Consider the following 16,805-nt stretch of genomic DNA (forward strand, 5'->3'; position numbering starts at 1 on the left):
GGAATGACCGCTCTGCCGGGGCGGCAATCGCAAGATCGCGGGTGCGGTCCGGCGGCGGGGTGGGCATGATCCATGTGGCGGCGGGCCGTCGTCGGCGGGGCCGACTAGGCTTGCGGAGGTTTGGCGTCCCACGGGACGACGGCGGCGAGGGGAGACGCGGCATGGCGTGGAGCTGGCGGTACGAGGGCACGAACGGCGACGCGGTCGACGGACCCGCCGAATCGTTCACGAGCCAGGCGGACGCCGAGTCGTGGATCGGCCAGGCCTGGCGGGAGCTCGCGGCATCCGGCGTCACCACAGTCGTGCTGGTCGAGGACGACCGGGTGGACTACCGGATGAGCCTGCAACCCCCGGCCGAATGACCGGCTACGACCGCCCCGGCGAGCCGCTGATCCTCGGCGTGCCCCGGGCGGCGTTCCGGCCGAGCCCGATCTTCCTGGCCCTGGTGGCGCTCTTCGTCGCCTCCGGGGTGATGACCTGGAACCGGTACGGCAACGTCGGCTTCGACGTGTTCCTCTTCGTCGTCTCCGGCTGGCTGGTCTCGCTGTGCCTGCACGAGTACGCGCACGCCGTGGTCGCGTACCGGTCCGGTGACCGGGACATCGCGCACCGGGGCTATCTCACGCTCAACCCGCTGAAGTACACCAGCCCGCTGCTGTCGATCGTGCTGCCGGTGGTCGTGGTGCTGCTCGGCGGCATCGGCCTGCCCGGCGGCGCGGTCTGGGTGGACCGGCACGCCATCCCCGGCCGGCTGCGGCACACGCTCGTCAGCCTGGCCGGGCCGGCCACGAACGTGTTGTTCACGCTGGTGCTGGTGGCAGCAGTGGCGTGGGGGCCGGAGCTGGGCGGGCCGCTGGAGTTCTGGGCCGGCGTCGGGCTGCTCGCGTTCCTCCAGCTCACCGCCAGCGTGCTCAACCTGCTGCCGGTGCCGGGCCTGGACGGCGGCAACATGCTCCAGCCCTGGCTCAGCCCCGCCTACCGGCGGATGTACGACCTGTTCGCCCCGTACGGCTTCATCCTGCTGTTCGCGCTGCTGTGGAGCCCGCAGATCAACCGGGCGTTCTTCGGCGCGGTCTTCGCCGTCGGCGACGCGCTCGGCCTGCCGCGCGAGCTGTACCAGATCGGCTACGCCCTGATCCGCTTCTGGGAGTAGCCGGCCCGGTCGTTCCCGGGCCGGTGCGAGCCGGCCCGGGAACGACGCGACGTCACGGGCGCTGAGCCGGGCTCTCGGTCTTCGCCGGGTCGCGCTCGGTGACCGGCTCGACGATCTCGTCGATCGCCTTGAGCAGGCCGGCGTCGAGCTTCACGCCCGCCGCCTTCACGTTGTCGTGCACCTGCTCCGGCCGGGACGCGCCGACGATCGCCGAGGACACGTTCGGGTTCTGGAGCACCCAGGCCACGGCGAGCTGCGCCATGGTCAGCCCGGCCTGCTCCGCCAGCGGCTTGAGCCGCTGCACCCGGGTCAGCACGTCGTCGGTCATGAACCGGGCGATGAACCCGGCGCCGGACTTCTCGTCGGTGGCGCGGGAGCCGGCGGGCGGCGGCTGACCCGGCAGGTACTTGCCGGACAGCACACCCTGGGCCATCGGCGACCAGACGATCTGGCCGACGCCCAGCTCCTCGCTGGTGGGGATCACCTCGGTCTCGATGACCCGCCACAGCATCGAGTACTGCGGCTGGTTCGAGATCAGCGGGATGCGCAGCTCCCGGGCGAGCGCGTGCGCCTCGCGCAGCTGGGACGCCTTCCACTCGGAGACGCCGATGTAGTGCGCCTTGCCGGAGCGTACGACGTCGGCGAAGGCCTCCATCGTCTCCTCCAGCGGCGTGCTGTAGTCGTAGCGGTGGGCCTGGTAGAGGTCCACGTGGTCGGTCTGGAGGCGGCGCAGCGAGCCGTCGATCGACTCCATGATGTGCTTGCGGGACAGGCCCCTGTCGTTGCGGCCGGGACCGGTCGGCCAGTAGACCTTTGTGAAGATCTCCAGCCCTTCGCGACGCTCGCCCTTGAGCGCGCGGCCGAGCACCGACTCGGCGCGGGTGCCCGCGTACACGTCGGCGGTGTCGAACGTGGTGATGCCGCTGTCGAGGGCGGCGCGGACGCATGCGACAGCGGCGTCCTCCTCGACCTGCGAGCCGTGGGTGATCCAGTTGCCGTACGAGATCTCGCTGACCATCAGGCCGGAGCGGCCCAGGTGACGGAATTCCATGCTCCCGACCCTAGACCCGCCCGGTCGCAGACGCCGTCCGGCGCTCCCCGCCGGCGGCCTGGGCAGCAGGTCAGAGCACCGGGCTGGCGTCGGCGAGCAGCCGGTCGATCTCCGCCACCACCGCCGCGCGGCCCGGGTGCACCGGGTCGATCAGCGGCTCGCCGCGCCGGTCCAGCGCGCCCCACCGGCCCGACTCGGTGGCGACCAGGAACGCCACCGGATGCACCACCACCGTCGGGTACGCCGGCGTCACCACCACCCGGCCGGCCCGGTCCACCACGCCCCGGCGGCCGGCCAGCTCGACCACCGCCAGTCCGTCGGCGGTGAACCCGTCGACCTCCCGCCCGTCCGCGAGCGGCGTGCCGAGACGGTGGTAGCGGGTCGGCACCACCACCTCGCCGGTGAGGTCCACAGCGCCCCAGCCGCCGTTCTGCCGTACCGCCGCCAGGCCGTTGCGGAACGGCCGGGCCTCCTCGTACCCGGGCGGGATCTTCACGATGTTCATCCGGTCGACGGCCATCCACCGGCCCTTGCCGTCCATCGACACCCAGGACAGGCCCTCCGAGAAGGGCACCACCGACCGGTAGCCGTTGTTCGCCTCGATCAGCGCCGCGCCGGACGTGTCGATGAGCGCCCACCGGGACGCCTCCGGCCGCCGCACCCAGGCCAGTCCCTCGTGGAACGGCTGCGCCTCGGCGTACCGGTGCGCGATGACCATCTCGCCGTCGGCGTCCGCGTACCCCCAGAGCTGCTGCTCCTCGTCGAACGTCGCCACCGGCAGGCGCGGGGCGCCGAGCACCTCCTCGGGCCGGCGCGGCGGCGGACCGAAACCGTCCACGGCGGCCCGCTCCGCGACCGCGTCCAGCGCTACCTCGACCCGGGCGTTGAGCTGCGCGTCCTCGCCGTGGCGCAGGTCCAGCGCCCGCTCGAAGTGCAGGCACGCCTCGGTCAGCCGGCCCTGGTCGTAGCAGCACCGTCCGGCGTGCTCGTGCAGCAGCGCGCGCAGCCGGTCCGGCAGCTCCGGCGAGTTGGCCTCGGCGAAGAGCCGGTCCGCCTCCGCGTGGTCACCCCGCCACCGCAGCGCCTCGGCGAGACGCGCGCGGGCCAGCGCGGTCCGCCGGAACTCGCCCGTGGCCTCCGCGTACGTGACGGCCAGCCGCGCGTCCCCGAGCGCGTCGTCCAGGTCACCGAGGATCCGGGACGCCACCGCGCGCAGGCCGAGCAGCCGGGCCCGGCTGCGGTTGTCGAGTGTGGTGTCCAGCTTGCCCGTCAGCCCGTCCCGGATCACCCGCAACTGCGCCGGGTCCGGGGCCTGCTCGCGCAGCGTACGCGGATCCAGCTCCCAGCCGACCGCGGCGAGCGCTGCCTCCGGGTCCACCGGAGGCGGCGGCTCGGCGTCCGCCGCCGGTTCCGCGTCGTCGCCGGTTCCGGCTTCTTCCGGGGTACGCCGATCCTGCGCGTCGTCGGCGCCGGTCGGTTCCGGTACGCCGTCGGTGTTGGTCTGCGCCTGTCCCTGTTGCGCATGCTGGTGGTCGTCGGCGCGCCCCGGTCCGTCGCCGACGGTGTCGCTGTGATCGGTGTCGCTGTGCTGGGTGTCGGCCGGGCTGCCGGCGTGCTGCTGTCCGGCCGGTTCGGTGCCGCTGCCCTCGGTGCCGGTCGGGGTGCCGACGTGCCCGGCGGACGTGCTGTCGGCGGCGGCGATCCCGTCAGCGGTGGGCGCAGGCTGCGCGGCCGTGGTGTCGGACTGCTCGGCACCGTCAGTAGTGCCGGCCTGCCGGGGAGCGGGCGGTGTGGAACCGGTGCGGTCGGCGCCGGCGGTGCGCTCGATCGTCGTCGGTTCCTCGGCCGTGTCCCCGGCGATGATCTCCCGTGCCGTCTCGTCGGCGGTGGTCTGCGGTGCCGCGCCGTCCTGACTGACATCGGCGGTGCCGGGGGAGGCGACACCGTTCGGAGAGCGCTCCGGACCGGGGCGGGGCAGGCCGGGTGCCGCCGCCACCGCGAGCTGCGGTACGGGATCAGCGGCCGCCCTGTCGGGGCTGCTCGCCTCTGCCGTCGTCCGCTCGACCGCCGGAACGATCGGCGTCTCCCCGGATGCGGCCGGTGAGCCGGTGGTCGTTGCCGCATCGGCTGATGCGGCGTCGGCGGGTGCGGTGACGACCGGTGCCGGTGCCGGTGCTGGTGTCGTCGCCGTTGCCGGTGCTGGGGTCGGTGTCGGTGTGGCTGCCGGTGCTGGGGCCGGCGGCTTGTCGACGGTGCTTGCCTGTTCGCCGGAGCTGGCGGGTGCGGGTGCGTTCGAGTCCGTGGTGGGGGCGGCGCCGGCGTTCGACACGGCCGTCGTGCCGCTCGTGATGCCGCCGTTCTTCATGCCCGTCGTGCCGCTCGTGATGCCGCCGTTCTTCATGGCTGTCGTGCCGCTCGTGATGCCGCCGTCGAGTGGCGGGGCGGAGTCGGCCGGCGGGGCGGAGTCGCCGGTTGAGGGGGCGGCCGGGAGCGGCAGGACGGCGTCGCCCGGTGGGGTGGCGGGGAACGGTGCGGTTGCCGGGGACGGTGCGGTGTCGGGGAGCGGCGCGGCCGTGTCGCCAGTGGACGTTCGTGCCGGACCGGCGCTCGATCCCGACGCGGGAGCATCTGCTGGCGGCACTGCGGCCCCGAGTCCCGGCGCCGCCGTCGAGCCCGGCACCTCAGTAGAGCCCGGTGCCTCCGTCGAGCCAGGCACCGCCGTCACGCGCGGCGTCTCCGTCACGCGCGGCGTCTCCGTCACGCGCGGCGTCTCCGTCACGCGCGGCGTCTCCACCGCGGCCTCCGGAGCCTCGACCACGGATGGCGGTTCGTCGTCGACGGTGCGCATGGTCGGCAGCGGTGCGCCGGGGGAAGCCGCCGAAGCCCCCACGGACGGCACCACACTGCGGCCGCCCCCCGCCCGCTCGATCGAGTCGTCGTCGGCCAGAGATCTTGGTACGAAAGGGCCCCCAGAGGGGCCGAAATCGTCCAAGATCTCCGGCGGACCCGGGGTTCCCGCGCGCTGGGACTGGGCTGGCCGGAACCATGCCTCGGCACCGGGGGAGGGCGGAGGTGTCTTCTCCGCCGAGCGGCGGTTCTCCGACGGCTCGTCGCTGCGGTTGGCGGTCGCGTCGGCTTCGGGACGGTCCGCACCCTGGGTGGGCCGGGTGGCCGCGTCGGCTCCGGGACGGTCCGTGCCCTGGGTGGGTGGGGCGACCGCGTCGGCTTCGGGACGGTCCGTGCCCTGGGTGGGCTGGGCGGTCGCGTCGGCTCCGGGACGGTCCGTGCCCTGGGTGGGCCGGGCGGCCGCATCGGCTCCGGGACGGCTGGCGTCCGTGTCCGGCGTCGGTCGGGTGCTCGTCCGGGACGTCGCGCCGGCGCCGGCACCGGCACCGGCCCCAGCGGCAGCACCGGCGCCAGCGGCAGCACCGGCGTCGGCACCGGCGTCGGCACCGGCGTCGCGACGGTCGACATCCGTGCCCGAGACGGGTCGGGTGCCGGTGGCTGGCACGGGTCCGGCGCCCGTGTCGGCCCCTTGGCGGCCGGGTGCACCCGCCTGCGGCTCGACGACAGCCCGCTGCCCGGCCTGTGCTACCGGACTGGCGGGTTGCTCCGCCGGTTGGATCGGCGCGGTCGGCCGTCCAGGAGCGGGGCCGGGATAGGCGGGCGGCGCGGGACGGACCGACGCGGCGTGGGTCGGCGGGACCGGATCGGACGGAGGCGGGACCTGACGTTCCTCCGTCCGTCCCCGCGACGGCGTGGGGCGGGTGGACTCCTCGCTTCGCTCCGTCCGTCCGATGTCGACCGGAGCCTGCGCACCGTTGCTGGGCGTGCCGACGACCGGCGTAGCCGGACCGGAGACCGGTGCGCCGGCAGGCGGCATGCCCGAGACGGGCGGGCCGGAGAAGGGTGCGCCGGAGTCGGGCCTGCGGGAATCCGGCATGCCCGAGAGGGGTGGGCTCGTCGCCGGGCTCGTGGAAGCGGGCACGCCGGGCGTGGAAGCCGAAGGCGTGCCGGCTGCCGGGCTCGCTGGTACGCCGGAGGGGCGACCGGAAGGCGCGTCGCCCGGGCCCGATGCCGGCATCCGCTGCTGCTCGTCCGCCTCAACAGGCTGGACGGGCCGCAGCGGGGCATTGCCGGCCGGCGGCGAACCGGTGCCGGGGCGCACTGACGCGCGCGGCGCCGACAGCGGATCCGGCGCTGCCGGGGCGGGACGGGGACGGTCGTCGGCACGCGGGCGGTCGGCCGACTCGGCCGGGGCCGTGTCCCGGCTGCCGGCGCCCCGGACCGGATGAGCAGCCGGCCACTGTCCGGGCCGCGCCGTCCCCGGCGGCGTCCGGCGCTCGTCCAGCCGCGCCGTCCTGAACTCGTCCGAGCGTGCGGCGGTCTGGTCCGGGGATGGCGTCCGGGATTCGTCCGGGCGTGCGGCCGTCGGATGCGGCGATGCCGTCCGGGAGCCGTCCGAGCGTGCAGCCGCCCGGTCCGGGGGTGCCGGACGGAACTCGTCGGAGCGTGCAGCGGTCCGGTCCGGGGACGCTGGACGCTCGTCGGGCCGTACCGGCCACTGCAGCGGCCGGGAATCGGGACGCGCGGCGGCGTCGTCCGGCTGGCGACGGTCCTGCTCCGGCTGCACTCGGCCGGCCTCGGGACGGGACGGGGCGGTGTCCGGGCGGGACGGGGCGGTGGGCGGCCGGGTGGCGTGGGGCTGCGTACGCGGACCGGTGCCGTCGGGCTGGTTGCCCGGGCCGGTGGGCCGGGCATCGCGCGGGTCCGGGTGGACGGAACCGTCCTGCTCGGGACGGCGCGCGTCGAGTCGCGGGCCGTCGGCGGGCGGCATCGGGTGCCGGGACGGTACCTGCCGATCCACGGGCGGGCGGTGCCGCTCGTCGGGCCGGTGCGCGTCGGGTTCCGGCCGGGGGCGCGGCTCGACGATGGGCCACTCGCCCTGGTGCGGGCGGGGCCGGTCGGTCGGCGGACGCTGCCAACGCTGGTCGGCGCCCGGCCTCACAGGGGCAGCGGCTTGCGGGTCGACCGGACGGTGTCGCTGTGCGCCGTACCGCTCGGGCTCGCCCTGCTGCGCGGGTCGACCGTTCTCGGGTGCCCGGCGCTGGGTGTCCGGGTACGCGGCGGCCTCGCGGCCCGGCGCGCGGTCGTCCCACCGGCCACCTGCCGGTTCGCGCCGGTCCGCCGGTGGGCGTGGGCCGGGCTCCCGCCAGCCGTCACGGCCGGGTTCACGCCGTCCGTCGTGGCCCGGCCCGCCCCAGCCGGGATCACGCCGGCTGGGCTCGCCCCAGCCCGGTTCCCGCCGAGCCGGGTCGCTCCAGCCGGCCGCGCTCCGTTCCACAGGCGGCACGGCGTCGTCGCGCCGGTCGACGCCGGGGCCGCGCCGGCCACGGCCGGGATCGTTCGGTGACGGGTCGGGGAAGGGACCACGACGCCCGCCGGGGGAGTGGTCCTGGCGAGCGTCGCGTGGCGTCCCCCATCGCTCGCCGGAAACCGCCGGACGACCGTCGGCCGGGGCGCGCCTGCCGTCCGCCGGGCGGTCGGGCCGGCGCGGGCCCGGGTGCAGGGTCTCGTTCGGCTCCGGCATCCAGCCCGGCTGGGCGGCCCGGCGCGGTGCACCATCGGGGTGTACCCAGCGTTGGTCGAGCCGCTCCGGCTGCGGACCGGAGCGGCCGGCCGGTCGGCGCTCGCCGCCGTCCCGCCCGGGCAGGGGATCCCGGCGGCCGTCCGCGCCGGGGCCGTCGGGATGCCCGCGCCGCTCGCCCGGCCCACCGGGGCGCTGTCCGCCGGGACCGGCGGAACCCATCGGGTACGCCCCGCGCGAGGCGGCCGGCCCGTCCAGGTACGTGTCGCGTGGCCCGGCAGACCCGGCTGGATGCCCGCCACGTGGCCCCGGCGGTCCGTCCGGATGCCCGCCGCGTGGGCCTGCCGTTCCGTCCGGGTGCGCGCCGTGTGGCCCGGCGGGGCTGGTCGGATGCACGCCGGGCGGGAACGCGGGGCTGATCGGGTACGCCTCGCGTGGGGCGGCCGGGCTGATCGGGTAGGCGCCGTGCGGGCCGGCCGGGCTGGTCGGGTATGCGCCGTGCGGGCCGGCCGGGCTGACGGGCTCACCGGCACGCGGGCCGGCCGGACTGACCGGATAGCCGTCGGCCGGACTGACCGGGTAGGCGTCGCGGGGGCCCGCCGGACTCACCGGGTGCCCGCCCTCGTGGGCCGGGGGCCGGGAACCGGCGGGGCTCACCGGGTACGTGTCCACGTCCGGCGCGGGGCTGACCGGGCGCACCTCGGCCCGGCCGACCACGGCGCGCGGGCGCGGTGTCAGGTTCTCGATGCCGATGTCGCCCGGGTAGCGTTGCCCGGGGAACTGCGGCTGCCACTCATGGGTGGGCTCGGCGGCCCAGGCCGGTTCGGCCGGCTCGCGCCAGCTGCCCCAGCCACTCATCGGCAACCCCTCCCGCCGCTCGCGCGGGACGGCCCCGGGGCCGGCTCGCGTCGCTCGCTCACGGCGGTGTCACCTCATTGGAAATTCTCGCGCTGGGGCGCCGCACGTGCCGGTACAGTCGCCCGGTCCAGCACGTCGTGGCTGCGGAAGGAGGGTAACGGCGTGGGCTCGGTCACCGCCACTGTGGCACCACCCACCGGCGCACACGTTACCCCATGGTTTCGGACATTCGGCGCGATCGCGGCGGCCGGGTTCCGGCGGCACGCGACCTACCGGCAGGCCGCCGTGGCGGGGTTGTGCACCAACACCGTGTTCGGTTTCCTGCGCTGCTACATCTTCCTCGCGGCGGCAGGCGCGGCGGGCACGGTGGCCGGCTACGACCGGGCACAGCTCGCCACGTTCGTCTGGGCCGGTCAGGGGCTGCTGGCGGTGATCGCCATCTGGGGATGGACCGAACTGGCGGACCGGATCCGTACCGGCGAGGTGGCCGCCGACCTGCTGCGGCCGGTGCATCCGGTGACCAGTTACCTCGCCACCGACCTGGGCCGGGCCGGGTTCGCGTCGCTGGTACGGCTGGTGCCGCCGCTGGTGGTCGGCCCCTTCTTCTTCGCGGTGTACGTGCCCCGGCACTGGGCCACGGTGCCGCTGTTCCTGCTCTCCGCGCTGCTCGCGGTGGTGGTCTGCTTCGGCTGCCGCTACCTGGTGAACGCCACCGCGTACTGGCTGCAGGACGTCCGGGGCCCGATGATCCTGTGGACGCTCGGCTCCGGCGTGCTGGCCGGGCTCTACTTCCCGCTGGGCTTCCTGCCCGGCCCGCTGGAGGCGGTGCTGCGGTACGCCACCCCGTTCCCCAGCATCCTCCAGGTGCCGCTGGACGTGCTCGTCGAGCGGGAGCCGATGTCCGTCGGGCTCACGCTGGTCGCGGTGCAGGCCGGCTGGGCGGTGCTGCTGCTGGCGCTGTGCCGGCTGGTGCAGCGCCGTGCCGAGCGCCGTCTGGTGGTCCAGGGTGGCTGAGCGCGCGAGCGCGTCCAGGGTGGCTGACCCGGCTGCACTGCGCGCGTACCGGGCGCTGCTCGGTGCGCAGGCGCGCTCGCAGGCGGCGTACCGCACCTCGTTCGTGGTGGACCTGGTCGGCAACGTGGGCGCCACCGTGTTCGACGTGGTCACCGTCCTGGTGATCTTCGGCGTGACGCGGGAGCTGGGCGGCTTCACGCTGCGCGAGACGCTCGTCGTGGTCGGGCTGTCGTCGTGCGGCTTCGCCACCGCCGACCTGCTGGTCGGCAACATCGAACGGCTTCCCCGGTACGTGCGCACCGGCCTCTTCGACGCCGTGCTGGTACGCCCGCTCGGTGCGCTGCCGCAACTGCTGCTGATGGACCTGCCGCTGCGCAAGCTGTCCCGGGCCGTGTTCGGGCTGGCAGTGCTGCTGTTCGCGCTCGTCTCGGCCGGCATCGACTGGACGCCCGGCCGGGTCGCGCTGGCCGTGGTCGCCCCGCTGGCCGCCGTGGTCTTCTTCGGCTCGGTCTTCGTGCTGACCGCCACCGTGTCGTTCTACTGGGTCGACTCGGGCGAGCTCGCGAACGCGGTCACCTACGGCGGGCGCGACTTCACCTCGTACCCGGTCACCGTGTACGGCGGCTGGTTCCGTGCGCTGTTCGCGTACGGCATGGGGTTCGCCTTTGTCAGCTACCACCCGGCGCTGGCGCTGCTGGGCCGCGCCGACCCGCTCGGCCTGCCGCAGTGGACGGGCTGGGCCGCGCCGGGCGTCGCGGTGGTCGCCGCGGCGCTGGCCGCCGTGGCCTGGCGCGTCGGGATCCGTCACTACCGGAGTACGGGGTCATGAGCGTCATCGAGATGGACGGGCTGCGCAAGGAGTTCACGGTACGGGTGAAGGCTGGGCCGCTGCGGCGGGAGAAGCGGACGGTGACCGCCGTCGACGGGGTCGACCTGCGGGTGGAGCGCGGCGAGATGCTCGGCTACATCGGCCCGAACGGCGCCGGGAAGTCGACCACGCTGAAGATGCTCACCGGCGTGCTGACGCCGTCGTCCGGGCGGGCCCGGGTGTGCGGGCTGCGCCCGGTGGCCGACCGGACCCGGCTGGCGCTGCGCATCGGGGTGGTGTTCGGGCAGCGCTCGCAGCTCTGGTGGGACCTGCCGCTGCGGGACTCGTTCGACCTGCTGCGGCACGTCTACCGGGTGCCGTCCGGCGAGCACGCCGCCCGGCTTGCCCGCTGCCGCGACCTGCTCGACCTGGACGGGTTCCTGGACACCCCGGTCCGGCAGCTCTCGCTGGGGCAGCGGATGCGCGGCGAGCTGACCGCGGCGCTGCTGCACGGCCCGGAGGTGCTGTTCCTGGACGAGCCGACGATCGGCCTGGACGTGGTCAGCAAGCAGGCGGTACGCGGCTTCCTGGCCGAGCTGGGCCGGGCCGGGGACACCACGCTCGTGCTCACCACGCACGACCTGGCCGACATCGAGCGGTTGTGCCGGCGGCTCGTGGTGATCGACCACGGGCGGGTGGTGCACGACGGGTCGATCGCCGAGCTGCACCGCCGGTACGGCTCGCGCCGGATGGTGGTCGCCGAGCTGGACGCGGCGCTGCCCGAGCCGCCGGTGCTGCCCGGCGCCCCGGTGCAGCGGGTGGAGGCGGACGGGCGGCGGCTGGTCTTCGCCCTGGAACGGGCAAGCGTCGCAGAGGTGGTGGCCGAGCTGGCCGGCCTGGCCACGCTGCGGGACATCTCGATCGTGGAGCCGGACATCGAGGAGGTGGTGACCCGGCTCTACCGGGCGCCGTCTGCGGTCACGGGTGCTCCATGACGAGCACGGCGAAGGTGCCCGGGGCCAGCGCCTCGTACCGGTGCGGGGTGTCGCCCGGGAAGGTGGCGTAGTCGCCCGGCTCCAGCTCGACCAGGTCGGTCTCGGGGCCGACGCGCATCCGCCCGGCGGCGACCACGACGTGCTCGACGCTGCGCGGGGTGTGCGCCTCGGCGACGCGTACCGCGCCGGGTTCCAGCTCCATCACGTAGACGTCCCGCCGGACGTGCGGTGCTCCGGCGGCGAGCAGGGTGGCGGAGAAGTCGGCGTGCTCGGAGCGGATCCGGGGGCCCTGCCCGGCCCGTACCACCCGGACGGCGGCGGTGGGCGGCTCGACGAGGCGGCTGAACGGTACGCCGAGCGCCACGCCGAGTGCCCAGAGCGTCTCCACGCTGGGGTTGCCGGACCCGGACTCCAGCTGGGACAGGGTGGACTTGGCGATCCCGGCGCGGCGGGCCAGTTCGGTGAGCGACAGGCCCGCCCGCTCGCGCTCGCGGCGCAGCGCCGCGGCGATGGTGGCGAGTGGGGGAGCCGGGTCGATCGCCATCTGTTCGCTCCAACGGTCGGTTTGTTCGGTTTGACGAACCAGCGTTCTCGCGTTCAGGATAATGGACATGCGTACGGCATACCGAACGGGCGACGCCCGGGTCCTCCGCGACGTCGCCGCCATCGGCGCGGCGATGCTCGCCGTGGGCGCGTCGTTCGGCGCCGTGGCGGTGGCCGCCGGCCTGCCCGTCTGGGCCACGCTCGCCATGTCCGCTGTCGTCTACGCCGGTGGCGCCCAGTTCATGGCCGTCGGGCTCGTCGCGGCCGGCAGCCCGCTCGCGGCGGTCCTCGCCGGCCTGCTCCTCAACGCCCGGCACCTGCCGTTCGGCCTGGCCCTCGGCGGTGCGCTCGGCACCCGGCGCGCCCAGCGGCTGCTCGGCAGCCACCTGATGACCGACGAGGCGACGGCGTTCGCGCTGGCCCGCCCGGCCGGGCCGCAGCGGCGCCGGGCGTTCTGGCTCGCCGGGGTGCTGCTGTTCCTGGCCTGGAACGCCGGCACCGCGCTCGGCGTGCTCGCCGGCGGCGCGGCCGGCGACCCGGCCGCCCTGGGACTCGACGCCGCGTTCCCGGCCGGGCTGGCCGCCCTGCTGCTGCCCAGCCTGCGCGACCGGGAGACCCGCCGGGTGGCTCTCCTCGGCGCCGGCCTCGCCGTACTGGCGACCCCACTGCTGCCGGCCGGGCTGCCGGTGCTGCTCGCCCTGACCGCGCTGGCCCTCCCGTTGCTGGCCCGCCGTCGCTCGGCCACCGCGCCGGGCGACCCGGACGCCGCGCCGGGTGGTGACCCCGGCCGCGTGCGCGACGGCGACGCGGTAGCCGTGCCGGCCGGTTCCGGTGCCGCGCCGGCCGGGACCGGCGCCGTGCCGACCGGTGCCGCGCCGGTGGACGACGGTGGGGCCAGGCGGCGAGTGAATGCCGGGGAGGGCTCGTGCTGATCGCCGTCATCCTCGCCCTGGCCGCCGGCACCTACGGCTTCCGCGTCGCCGGAGTGCTGCTGCGGGACCGGCTGGACCTGCCCGAATGGGCCCGGCACCTGCTGCCGGTCGGCGCGGCCACGCTGCTGGCCGCGCTCGCCGCCACCGCGGCGCTGACCGAGGCCGGTGGCTTCGCCGGGTACGCCCGGCCCGCCGGTGTGCTGGTCGGCCTGGTGCTCGCCTGGCGCCGGGCGCCGTTCGTCCTGGTGGTGGTCGCGGCGGCGGCCACCACCGCGCTGCTGCGCCTGCTCGGCGTGGCCTGAACGCGGCCGCTCCCCGCAAGACGTCGGCCGCTTCCCGCACGAGAACGGCCCCTCACCGCCGGAGCGGGAAGGGGCCGGTTCCGGGTACGTCCGGTCAGACCTTGTCGCCGATGTTCACCCGGGGCGCGGGCGCCCGCATCCGGCGGAACGTGATCGACCGCATGATCGCGTAGAAGTAGAGCGAGCCGAGCTTCTCGGTGCTCTTCGGGAAGCGCTCGCGGACCAGCCGCTTGATCTTCCGGGAGATCAGCACCGAGTCGATCAGCACGCCGAGCGCCAGCGCGCCCCAGAGCACGTTCGACAGCAGCCGCACGATCGGCGGCATGGCCTGGTTGGAGCCGAACAGCACGATCAGCGCGCCGCCGAAGAACCAGGTGCCGATCGTCCGCCGGGAGTCGACAACGTTGCGGGCCAGCAGCCGCTCCGGGCCCCGGTCACGCGGGCCGCCCTCGCGGCGGAACTCGGCGGCGGCCTCGGCGCGGGCGGCGCGGCGCTGCGCGCGGGCCTCCTCCTTGGTCAGCGGCCTGGCCGGCGCGGTCGGCCGGCGACCGGCGACCGGACGCTTCGGCGTGACCTGCCCCAGTTCCTTCTTGCTGGGCGTGTAGCCCCGGGGGCGGGCGGCGGACTCCTCGTCGGTCGTCACAGTGGTGACGGACTCCTCGACGAGGTCGGCGGGCTTGCGGCGAAACAGCGACGGCACGCGGCAAGGGTAGCCAACCGGCCGCGCCCGGTGCACATCACGGGTGCACCGGGCGCGGCCGGTCGAGTGAACGGGACGGTCAGGGACGCTCGACGTGCGCGCCGAGGTCGGCCAGCTTGGCCTCGAAGTCCTCGTAGCCGCGGTTGATCAGGTCCACGCCGTACACCCGGGAGGTGCCCTCGGCGGCGAGCGCCGCGATCAGGTGGCTGAACCCGGCCCGCAGGTCCGGGATGACCAGGTCGGCCGCGTGCAGCTTGCTCGGCCCGGCGATCACCGCGGAGTGCTTGAAGTTGCGCCGGCCGAAGCGGCACGGGGTGCCGCCGAGGCAGTCCCGGTAGACCTGGATGTTGGCGCCCATCGTGTTCAGCGCCTCGGTGTAGCCGAGCCGCTGCTCGTAGACCGTCTCGTGGACGATCGACAGGCCCCGGGCCTGGGTGAGCGCGACCACAAGCGGCTGCTGCCAGTCGGTCATGAAACCGGGGTGCACGTCGGTCTCCAGCGCCACCGCGTTCAGCTCGCCGCCCGGGTGCCAGAACCGGATGCCGCCCTCCTGGCCCGGGCTGCCGCCGCGCGGCGGGCGCAGGTCGGTGACCTCGTACTCGCCGCCGACCGACCGGAAGATGTTCAGGAAGGTCATCATGTCGGCCTGCTGGGCGCCCAGCACCTCGACGTGACCGCGGGTCGCCAGCGCCGCCGCCGCCCAGCTGGCCGCCTCGATCCGGTCCGGGATGGGCCGGTGCGTGTAGCCGTGCAGCTTCTTGACGCCCTGGATCTCGATCACCCGGTCGGTGTGCACCTTGATGATCGCGCCCATCTTCTGCAGCACGCAGATGAGGTCGATGATCTCCGGCTCGACCGCCGCGTTGCGCAGCTCGGTGACGCCCTCGGCCATCACCGCGGTGAGCAGCACCTGCTCGGTGGCGCCCACGCTCGGGTACGGCAGCGCGAACTTCGTGCCGTGCAGCCCGTTCGGCGCGGACAGGTGCAGGCCCTCCGGGGTCTTCTCGACGGTGGCGCCGAACTCGCGCAGCGCCTGGAGGTGGAAGTCGATCGGGCGCGGGCCGATGTGGCAGCCGCCCAGGTCGGGGATGAAGGCGTGGCCGAGCCGGTGCAGCAGCGGGCCGCAGAACAGGATCGGGATCCGGCTGGACCCGGCGTGCACGTTGATCTGGTCGGTGCTGGCGCTCTCGACGTTGGTGGGGTCGAAGACGAGCTCGCCCTCCTCGTCGCCGTCGCTGACCTTGACGCCGTGCAGGCCGAGCAGACCGCGGACCACCTCGACGTCACGGATGCGCGGCACGTCGAACAGCCGGCTGGGTGTGTCGCCCAGCAGGGCGGCCACCATCGCCTTGGACACCAGGTTCTTCGCGCCGCGCACGCGGATCCGCCCTTCAAGCGGAGTGCCTCCGTGTACGACCAGGACGTCGTCGGTCAACGCAACCTCCAGCGCGTTGGGTACTGCCGTGTCTAGTGATGGGTGCACGAAGTTCATCGCTACCCGGAACGCGGTCATGGGAAAACGGGCCGCGTGTGTCGTCGCCCCGGCAGCATAGCCCTCCGTGACGGGAATGGAATCGGTCACATCGCCAGCGAGGGCACGAACCGGGGTGTCCGGTGCGTTTCCGTGCCAGCGGGGTCACCGACGGTGATCAGGCTCCCGGAAGGGCGAGCATCTGGTCCAGCGCCGACCGGGCGTGTCGGGCGGTCTCCGGGTCGACTGTGATCTGGTTGACCACGCGCCCGGCGACCAGCTCCTCCAGCGCCCAGACCAGGTGCGGCAGGTCGATCCGGTTCATCGTCGAGCAGTAGCAGACCGCCCGGTCGAGGAACATGATCTGCTTGTCCGGGTGGGCCAGCGCGAGCCGGCGTACCAGGTTCAGCTCGGTGCCCACCGCCCACGCCGAGCCGGCCGGGGCCGCCTCGATGGTCTTGATGATGAACTCGGTCGAGCCGACCAGGTCGGCGGCGTTCACCACCTCGTGGCGGCACTCCGGGTGCACCAGCACGTTCACGCCCGGCACCCGCTCGCGTACGTCGTTGACGCTGTCGAGCGTGAAACGGCCGTGCACCGAGCAGTGCCCCCGCCACAGGATCATCTTCGCGTCGCGCAGCTGCTCCGGGGTCAGCCCGCCGCCCGGCTTGTGCGGGTCGTAGAGCACGCAGTCGTCGAGCGAGAAGCCCATCTCCAGCACCGCGGTGTTGCGGCCGAGGTGCTGGTCGGGCAGGAACAGCACCTTGCGGCCCTGCTCGAAGGCCCAGTCCAGGGCCCGCTTGGCGTTCGACGAGGTGCAGACCACGCCGCCGTTGCGGCCGACGAAGCCCTTGATGTCGGCCGAGGAGTTCATGTACGTCACCGGGACGGTCTCGGCCGCGATGCCCAGGTCGGTGAGCGTGTCCCACGCGGCCTCGACCTGCGACAGCACCGCCATGTCGGCCATCGAGCAGCCGGCGGCGAGGTCGGGCAGGATCACCTTCTGCGCGTCCGAGGTGAGGATGTCCGCGCTCTCGGCCATGAAGTGCACGCCGCAGAAGACGATGTACTCCGCGTCCGGGCGGGCGGCCGCCTCCCGGGCCAGCTTGAACGAGTCGCCCGTCACGTCGGCGAACTGGATCACCTCGTCGCGCTGGTAGTGGTGGCCCAGGACGAACACCTTCGTGCCCAGCGCCGCCTTCGCGGCGGCGGCGCGGGCCACCAGGTCGGGGTCGCTCGGCGCGGGGAGATCACCCGGACACTCCACGCCACGCTCGGTGGCGGGGTCGCTGCCGCGGCCGAGGAGCAGCAGCGCCGTAGCGGTGTTGGACGGCTCAACCCAGGTCGAAGTCACGCCCCCATGGTCCCACAGCGCGACCACCGCGCAGCCG

14 protein-coding genes are annotated in these 16,805 nt (G+C 74.7%); 8 read left to right on the forward strand and 6 right to left on the reverse strand.

Going from position 1 to position 16,805, the window contains the following annotated elements:
* Positions 1-161: 161 nt before the first annotated feature.
* Together Q3W68_RS24010 and Q3W68_RS24015 are read left to right on the forward strand one after the other, a co-directional pair.
* Complete coding sequence (locus Q3W68_RS24010; protein ID WP_121682909.1) at positions 162-362, forward strand: hypothetical protein; 201 nt, start codon at positions 162-164, stop codon at positions 360-362.
* Positions 359-1,153, forward strand: coding sequence for a site-2 protease family protein (locus Q3W68_RS24015; protein WP_071098270.1), 795 nt, complete (start codon positions 359-361; stop codon positions 1,151-1,153). The genes Q3W68_RS24010 and Q3W68_RS24015 overlap by 4 nt, the downstream gene beginning before the upstream one ends.
* 52 nt (positions 1,154-1,205) lie before the next feature.
* Here the strand turns inward: Q3W68_RS24015 and Q3W68_RS24020 are convergent, their stop codons facing one another.
* Complete coding sequence (locus tag Q3W68_RS24020) at positions 1,206-2,204, reverse strand: aldo/keto reductase family protein (RefSeq protein ID WP_302907615.1); 999 nt, start codon at positions 2,202-2,204, stop codon at positions 1,206-1,208.
* Between the two features lie 70 nt (positions 2,205-2,274).
* Complete coding sequence (locus Q3W68_RS24025) at positions 2,275-4,200, reverse strand: WG repeat-containing protein (RefSeq protein ID WP_302907616.1); 1,926 nt, start codon at positions 4,198-4,200, stop codon at positions 2,275-2,277.
* A gap of 2,703 nt (positions 4,201-6,903) precedes the next feature.
* On the opposite strand from Q3W68_RS24025, the gene Q3W68_RS24030 reads away from it, so the two are divergent.
* The 4 genes from Q3W68_RS24030 (at position 6,904) to Q3W68_RS24045 (ending at position 11,466) form a co-directional block, all read left to right on the forward strand.
* Positions 6,904-7,617, forward strand: coding sequence for a hypothetical protein (locus tag Q3W68_RS24030; RefSeq protein ID WP_302907617.1), 714 nt, complete (start codon positions 6,904-6,906; stop codon positions 7,615-7,617).
* Positions 7,618-8,811: 1,194 nt separating this feature from the next.
* Positions 8,812-9,663, forward strand: coding sequence for an ABC transporter permease (locus Q3W68_RS24035; protein ID WP_368045765.1), 852 nt, complete (start codon positions 8,812-8,814; stop codon positions 9,661-9,663).
* Positions 9,664-9,682: 19 nt separating this feature from the next.
* Entirely contained in the window at positions 9,683-10,492 is an 810-nt protein-coding gene (locus Q3W68_RS24040; RefSeq protein WP_302907619.1) for an ABC transporter permease, read from the forward strand.
* Positions 10,489-11,466, forward strand: coding sequence for an ATP-binding cassette domain-containing protein (locus tag Q3W68_RS24045; protein WP_302907620.1), 978 nt, complete (start codon positions 10,489-10,491; stop codon positions 11,464-11,466). Before Q3W68_RS24040 ends, Q3W68_RS24045 begins: the two co-directional genes overlap by 4 nt.
* Here the strand turns inward: Q3W68_RS24045 and Q3W68_RS24050 are convergent.
* Positions 11,450-12,010 (reverse strand): helix-turn-helix domain-containing protein, encoded by a 561-nt coding sequence (locus Q3W68_RS24050; protein ID WP_302907621.1) that lies wholly within the window; start codon positions 12,008-12,010, stop codon positions 11,450-11,452. The genes Q3W68_RS24045 and Q3W68_RS24050 overlap by 17 nt on opposite strands.
* Before the next feature lie 67 nt (positions 12,011-12,077).
* Here Q3W68_RS24050 and Q3W68_RS24055 point away from each other — a divergent pair, with 67 nt between their 5' ends.
* Both Q3W68_RS24055 and Q3W68_RS24060 read left to right on the forward strand, forming a co-directional pair.
* A complete protein-coding gene (locus Q3W68_RS24055) occupies positions 12,078-12,941 on the forward strand; it encodes an AzlC family ABC transporter permease (RefSeq protein ID WP_302907622.1) in 864 nt (287 codons plus the stop codon).
* Positions 12,935-13,243: an AzlD domain-containing protein gene (locus tag Q3W68_RS24060; RefSeq protein ID WP_210897148.1), complete on the forward strand. Its 309-nt coding sequence runs from the start codon at positions 12,935-12,937 to the stop codon at positions 13,241-13,243. The genes Q3W68_RS24055 and Q3W68_RS24060 overlap by 7 nt, the downstream gene beginning before the upstream one ends.
* 94 nt (positions 13,244-13,337) lie before the next feature.
* Here Q3W68_RS24060 and Q3W68_RS24065 read toward each other — a convergent pair whose 3' ends face one another.
* The 3 genes from Q3W68_RS24065 to nadA all read right to left on the reverse strand — a co-directional run bounded on the left by Q3W68_RS24065 (position 13,338) and on the right by nadA (position 16,768).
* Positions 13,338-13,943 carry a DUF3043 domain-containing protein gene (locus tag Q3W68_RS24065; RefSeq protein WP_302907623.1) on the reverse strand — a complete coding sequence of 202 codons (606 nt, stop codon included), beginning with the start codon at positions 13,941-13,943 and terminating at the stop codon, positions 13,338-13,340.
* A 79-nt stretch (positions 13,944-14,022) separates the two neighbouring features.
* Positions 14,023-15,378: a UDP-N-acetylglucosamine 1-carboxyvinyltransferase gene (gene murA, locus Q3W68_RS24070; protein WP_120568748.1), complete on the reverse strand. Its 1,356-nt coding sequence runs from the start codon at positions 15,376-15,378 to the stop codon at positions 14,023-14,025.
* Positions 15,379-15,592: 214 nt separating this feature from the next.
* Positions 15,593-16,768, reverse strand: coding sequence for a quinolinate synthase NadA (nadA, locus tag Q3W68_RS24075; protein WP_302907625.1), 1,176 nt, complete (start codon positions 16,766-16,768; stop codon positions 15,593-15,595).
* Between the last annotated feature and the right edge of the window lie 37 nt (positions 16,769-16,805).

Source organism: Micromonospora sp. C28ISP2-4 (assembly GCF_030519385.1).
GTDB lineage: Bacteria > Actinomycetota > Actinomycetes > Mycobacteriales > Micromonosporaceae > Micromonospora > Micromonospora tulbaghiae.